The organism is Streptomyces sp. AcH 505 (assembly GCF_000818175.1).
GTDB lineage: Bacteria > Actinomycetota > Actinomycetes > Streptomycetales > Streptomycetaceae > Streptomyces.
Map to the genome: position 1 here is coordinate 4,625,451 of NZ_JTIY01000001.1, position 6,050 is coordinate 4,631,500.

Here is a 6,050-nt window from a genome sequence, read left to right on the forward strand (position 1 = left end):
TGTCTCGCCGGCGCCCGCCGCGTACAGCAGCCGTCCGTCGGCGGTTTCGAGGAAGACCGGGTTGCCGGCGAAGTCGGCGAGGATGCGCAGCACCTGAGGCGCGCCGCCGCCGTCGAGCAGTGCCTCCGTGCACCGCCGGTGCACCTCGTCGGCCTGCCGCAGCAGCGCGTAGTGCCCGTTGACGATCTCGGTGTGCACCTCCTCGGTCACCGAGACGAAGGCCACCTCGCGGCGCAGTTGCACCAGCGGCAGTCCGGCGGCCGTCGCCGCCTCCACCAGCGCGGCGGGCAGCCGGTCGAACCTGGACCCCAGCTCCACCACCAGCGCGGCGATGCCGCGCTCGGCCAGCCTGCGGACGAAGGCGCGCTGCTCGGCGGGCCGGGTGCCGAGGCCGAGCCCCGTGGTCAGCAGCAGCTCGCCGCCCTTGAGCAGCGACGCGATGTTCGGCACCTCACCGGCATGCACCCAGCGGACCCGGCGCTCCAGCCGGTCCCCGCAGGCCACGACCTCCGGCAGCCCACTGCGCAACCCCGGCAGCTCAAGCGCTCGCCGCACGGTGATTCCGCCCTGTTCGTCCATAGGGCCGGAGGCTACCGGGCGCGCCGCGCGGCGCGCCGGACCAGGTAGGGGACGGTCAGATGGTGGACCGGCGCGGCGGCGGCCCACAACAGCCCACCGGACCGCCGCTCGAAGCGCACCAAGGTGACCCACACCACACGGCCGTTCTCGACAAGGATGATGTTGCGCGCGTCGATCAGCCCCGAGCGCGCCGCCAGGGTGACCGTGTCGGGCCCGGCGTCCGAGACCGCCCAGCCGAGGACATGGCCGGGCGAAGGGCGTGGCCCGAGCCGCAGCCCGAGTCCCAGACGCCAGCCCCGCAGCAGGACCCACCGCAGGAGCCGGGGAGCGTCCTCGAAGACGGCCCGCGCCCAGTCCTCGGGTGCGCGTGACGGGGCGCCGGGGGAGACCAGTTCGAACGCCGACGCGTAGTCGAACGCCGCGAACCCGGCCTCCCGCGTGATCCGGCGCGGCACCTCGATCCGGTGCACGCGCGGATCACCCGCCGGACCGCCCACGGCCTCAGCCGCCGTACGCGCCCGAAGCCGTCAGCCGCAGCGCCGTGTCGATCAGCGGCACATGGCTGAAGGCCTGCGGGAAGTTCCCGACCTGGCGCTGCAGGCGCGGGTCCCACTCCTCGGCCAGCAGGCCCAGGTCGTTGCGCAGGGTCAGCAGCTTCTCGAAGAGCTTGCGGGCCTCGTCGACCCGGCCGATCATCGCGAGATCGTCCGCCAGCCAGAACGAACAGGCCAGGAAGGCGCCTTCGTCGCCCTCAAGACCGTCCAGGCCCGCCTCGTCGCCCGCGGTGGGGTAGCGCATTACGAAGCCGTCCACCGTCGACAGCTCGCGCTGGATCGCCTCGATCGTGCCGATGACGCGCTTGTCGTCGGGCGGCAGGAAGCCCATCTGCGGAATCAGCAGCAGGGAGGCGTCCAGCTCCTTCGAGCCGTACGACTGCGTGAAGGTGTTGCGTTCCTTGTCGTAACCCTTTTCACACACGTCGTGGTGGATGTCGTCCCGCAGGTCCCGCCAGCGCTCCAGCGGCCCGTCGGCGTCGCCCGACTCGATCAGCTTGATCGTCCGGTCCACGGCGACCCACGCCATGACCTTGGAGTGCACGAAGTGCCTGCGCGGTCCGCGCACCTCCCAGATGCCCTCGTCGGGCTGGTCCCAGTGCTTCTCCAGGTAGCGGATCAGCTTGAGCTGGAGAAGAGATGCGTAGTCGTTACGGGCGAGTCCCGTCATGTGCGCCAGATGCAGCGCCTCGGTCACCTCTCCGTACACGTCCAGCTGCAGCTGGTGCGCCGCGCCGTTGCCGACCCGGACGGGGCCCGAACTCTCGTAGCCCGGCAGCCAGTCCAGCTCCGCCTCGCCCAGCTCACGCTCGCCGGCGATGCCGTACATGATCTGCAGGTTCTCCGGGTCGCCCGCGACGGCCCGCAGCAGCCACTCGCGCCAGGCGCGCGCCTCCTCGCGGTAGCCGGTGCGCAGCAGTGAGGAGAGCGTGATCGCGGCGTCCCGCAGCCAGGTGTAGCGGTAGTCCCAGTTCCGTACGCCGCCGATCTCCTCCGGCAGGGACGTCGTCGGCGCGGCGACGATGCCGCCCGTCGGGGCGTACGTCAGCGCCTTGAGCGTGATCAGCGAACGGACGACGGCTTCCCGGTAGGGGCCGTGGTACGTGCACTGCTCGACCCACTCGCGCCAGAAGTCGGTCGTCGCCTCCAGCGAGCCCTCGGGGTCGGGCAGCGCGGGCGGCGTGCGGTGCGAGGGCTGCCAGCTGATCGTGAAGGCGATCCGGTCGCCGGGCGCCACCGTGAAGTCGGAGTAGGTGGTGAGGTCCTTGCCGTAGGTCTCCGCCTCGGTGTCCAGCCACACGGAGTCGGGTCCCGCGACGGCGACCGTGCGGTTGTCGACCTTGTGCACCCAGGGCGTCACCCGCCCGTAGCTGAACCGCATCCGCAGCGTGGAGCGCATCGGCACCCGGCCGCTTATGCCTTCCACGATGCGGATGACCTGCGGGGCTCCGTCACGCGGCGGCATGAAATCCGTCACGCGTACGGAACCGCGCGGCGTGTCCCATTCCGATTCCAGGACCAGCGAGTCCCCGACGTAGCGGCGGCGCGCGGCGCGCGGCGGGTTGGCACCCGCCGGATACGCCGGCCCGAGCCGCCAGAAACCGTGTTCGTCGGTCCCCAGAAGGGCCGCGAAGACGGCGTGCGAGTCGAAGCGGGGCAGGCACAGCCAGTCGACTGTGCCGTCCCGGCAGACCAGGGCAGCGGTCTGCATGTCTCCGATGAGTGCGTAATCCTCGATGCGCCCGGCCACGTGCATCTCCAGTCGAACGGCCACGTTCGCCCCGCGGGGCGCTTACTGCGACAAAAAGGGTCGTTGACGAGCTGTTTGTTCCGGGAATACGGGCGGGGTGATGCCTTTTCCGGCCTGACTCGGCAGCGAGTGTCCGAGCAGCTTACGACGCACCTCGTAGTTCCGCGCCACGCTCCCGGCAACATGAGGCCGCCGAACGGGTGAGCCAGGGGTGAGCAGGGGTACGGATAGGGACAGACGCGGCGACGCGTGGCCGGAAGCGGCCTCCCTTTGTCGCTGATACCCTGGTAGCCCGTGGACCGGTGGTCTCCCTGCGACGCAAAAGGGGCCCCGAACCCGCAGCGACGGCAGCCCCCGCACCTCCGGCAAGGACGGCGCGCGGAAGCGGCCGGTACGCACTCCAGACCGCGACCACGGGAGCCCCCTCTTGGCCATGCCGAACCGATCCTCGACATCCTCGACGACCAAGCACATCTTCGTCACCGGGGGTGTCGCATCCTCCCTCGGCAAGGGCCTGACCGCCTCCAGCCTGGGTGCGCTGCTCAAGGCGCGTGGGCTGCGGGTCACGATGCAGAAGCTCGACCCCTACCTCAACGTCGACCCGGGCACGATGAACCCGTTCCAGCACGGTGAGGTGTTCGTCACCAACGACGGCGCCGAGACCGACCTGGACGTCGGCCACTACGAGCGTTTCCTGGACGTGGACCTCGACGGCGCCGCCAACGTCACCACGGGGCAGGTCTACTCCACGGTGATCGCCAAGGAGCGGCGTGGCGAGTACCTGGGCGACACGGTCCAGGTCATCCCGCACATCACCAACGAGATCAAGCACCGCATCCGCCGGATGGCCACCGACGACGTCGACGTCGTCATCACCGAGGTCGGCGGCACCGTCGGCGACATCGAGTCCCAGCCGTTCTTGGAGACCGTGCGTCAGGTACGCCACGAGGTGGGCCGTGACAACGTCTTCGTCGTACACATCTCGCTCCTCCCGTACATCGGCCCGTCCGGCGAGCTGAAGACCAAGCCGACCCAGCACTCGGTCGCGGCGCTGCGCAGCATCGGCATCCAGCCCGACGCGATCGTGCTGCGCGCCGACCGTGAGGTGCCGCTCTCGATCAAGCGCAAGATCTCGCTGATGTGCGACGTCGACGAGGACGCGGTGGTCGCGGCCATCGACGCCAAGTCGATCTACGACATCCCGAAGGTGCTGCACACCGAGGGACTTGACGCGTACGTCGTGCGCAAGCTCGACCTGCCGTTCAGGGACGTCGACTGGACGGTCTGGGACGATCTGCTGGACCGCGTCCACAACCCCGACCACGAGGTCACCGTCGCGCTCGTCGGCAAGTACATCGATCTGCCGGACGCCTACCTGTCGGTGACCGAGGCGCTGCGCGCCGGCGGCTTCGCCAACAAGGCGCGGGTGAACGTCAAATGGGTCACGTCCGACGACTGCAAGACCCAGGCGGGCGCCGCGAGGCAGCTCGAAGGGGTCGACGGGGTGCTGATCCCCGGCGGCTTCGGCGACCGCGGCGTGACGGGCAAGATCGGCGCGATCCAGTACGCGCGCGAGAACCTGATCCCGCTGCTCGGCATCTGTCTCGGCCTGCAGTGCATCGTGATCGAGGCGGCGCGCAACCTCGCGGAGATCCCCGAGGCGAACTCGACGGAGTTCGACGCGGGCACCGCCCATCCGGTGATCTCCACGATGGAGGAGCAGCTGGCGTACGTGGAAGGCGCGGGCGACCTCGGCGGCACGATGCGGCTGGGCCTCTACCCGGCGAAGCTCGCCGAGGGCTCGCTGGTGCGCGCGGCGTACGCGGACGAGCCGTACGTGGAGGAGCGCCACCGGCACCGCTACGAGGTGAACAACGCGTACCGGGCCGAGCTGGAGAAGAAGGCGGGCCTGGTCTTCTCGGGCACGTCGCCGGACAACAAGCTCGTCGAGTACGTCGAGTACCCGCGCGCCGTGCACCCGTACCTGGTCTCCACCCAGGCCCACCCGGAGCTGCGCTCCCGGCCGACCCGGCCGCACCCGCTGTTCGCGGGGCTGGTCAAGGCGGCGGTGGAGCGCCAGCAGGGCGCGAAGGGTGACGCGTCCGGCGCCGACGCGTCCGGTACGGACGGCGCGGGCAGCTAGGTCCTGTCCGGTCACGGCCGGACGATACGGTGGCAGCCGGGGTACGGGCCCTTCAGGGCCGGTGCCCCGGTTTTTCCGTTGTCGCGTGGCCGCTGTGTGGGAGGACGCTTTCATGACCATCAAGGATGCCCCCGAGGAATGGCGCGTCACCGAGACCGGGACGCCGTTCCGCGGCAACAAGACCAGCGTCCGCACGGACCACGTGGTCATGCCGGACGGTTCCGTCGCGACGCGCGACTACCAGGTCCACCCCGGGTCGGTGGCGATCCTCGCGTACGACGACGCGGGCCGGGTCGTCGTACTGTGCCAGTACCGCCACCCCGTACGGCACAAGCTGTGGGAGATCCCGGCCGGGCTGCTCGACGTACCGGGCGAGAACCCGCTGCACGCGGCGCAGCGCGAGCTGTACGAGGAGGCGCACATCAAGGCGGGGGAGTGGCGGGTACTCGCCGACATCTACACCTCGCCGGGCGGCTCCGACGAGGCGGTCCGCGTCTTCCTCGCCCGCGACCTCTCGGAGGCGGACGGCGACCGCTTCGAGGTCGCTGAGGAGGAGGCGGACATGGAGGTCGCGCGGGTGGAGCTGGCCGACCTCGTCCAAGGCGTGCTCGCGGGCGAGCTGCACAACAGCTGCCTGGTGACGGGCGTCCTGGCGCTGTCGGCCGCACTGGCGGGCGAGGGCCTGGACGCGCTGCGGGCGCCGGAGGAGCCGTGGCCGGCGCGGCCGTTCGAGTCCTGACCTGAGTTCGGTCCGACCGATCTGGCCCTGATCCGACAAAATGCTGATCCGATCGGGGGACGTACCGGCCGCGCTCGCACCGACCCGTCGCAGAGAGTGAACTAGGCTCGATCCGCCCGCGCGGATACCCGCCGGGCTCGGCTCGTGCGCAGGCGGACGGAGCGTGGCCCGTGACGGATCAGGCGGTGGACGTGAACGACCAAAACGGCCCACAAGCCCAGCGCCCGACCACGCCTGACACCCCGTCCCCCCAACCCCGCCGCCGTGGCCGCAAGGCCCCCTCCG

At 70.6% G+C, this 6,050-nt stretch carries 5 protein-coding genes; 2 read left to right on the forward strand and 3 right to left on the reverse strand.

Annotated features, from left to right (window positions below; all coding sequences use genetic code 11):
- From HY68_RS21140 to HY68_RS21150, 3 genes are all read right to left on the reverse strand, one after another.
- The coding region (locus tag HY68_RS21140) for a PucR family transcriptional regulator ligand-binding domain-containing protein (RefSeq protein ID WP_198533313.1) at positions 1–579 on the reverse strand (579 nt) is incomplete at its 3' end.
- Positions 580–590: 11 nt separating this feature from the next.
- The gene (locus HY68_RS21145; RefSeq protein WP_041996745.1) at positions 591–1,049 is read right to left on the reverse strand and encodes a DUF2867 domain-containing protein; all 459 of its coding nucleotides are present in this window, start codon (positions 1,047–1,049) and stop codon (positions 591–593) included.
- Positions 1,050–1,080: 31 nt separating this feature from the next.
- Complete coding sequence (locus tag HY68_RS21150) at positions 1,081–2,889, reverse strand: glycoside hydrolase family 15 protein (protein ID WP_041991147.1); 1,809 nt, start codon at positions 2,887–2,889, stop codon at positions 1,081–1,083.
- Between the two features lie 427 nt (positions 2,890–3,316).
- On the opposite strand from HY68_RS21150, the gene HY68_RS21155 reads away from it, so the two are divergent.
- On the forward strand, positions 3,317–5,026 hold the full coding sequence (locus HY68_RS21155; protein WP_041991149.1) for a CTP synthase: 1,710 nt from the start codon (positions 3,317–3,319) through the stop codon (positions 5,024–5,026).
- Between the two features lie 112 nt (positions 5,027–5,138).
- Positions 5,139–5,765 carry an NUDIX hydrolase gene (locus HY68_RS21160; RefSeq protein ID WP_041991151.1) on the forward strand — a complete coding sequence of 209 codons (627 nt, stop codon included), beginning with the start codon at positions 5,139–5,141 and terminating at the stop codon, positions 5,763–5,765.
- Positions 5,766–6,050: the final 285 nt, after the last annotated feature.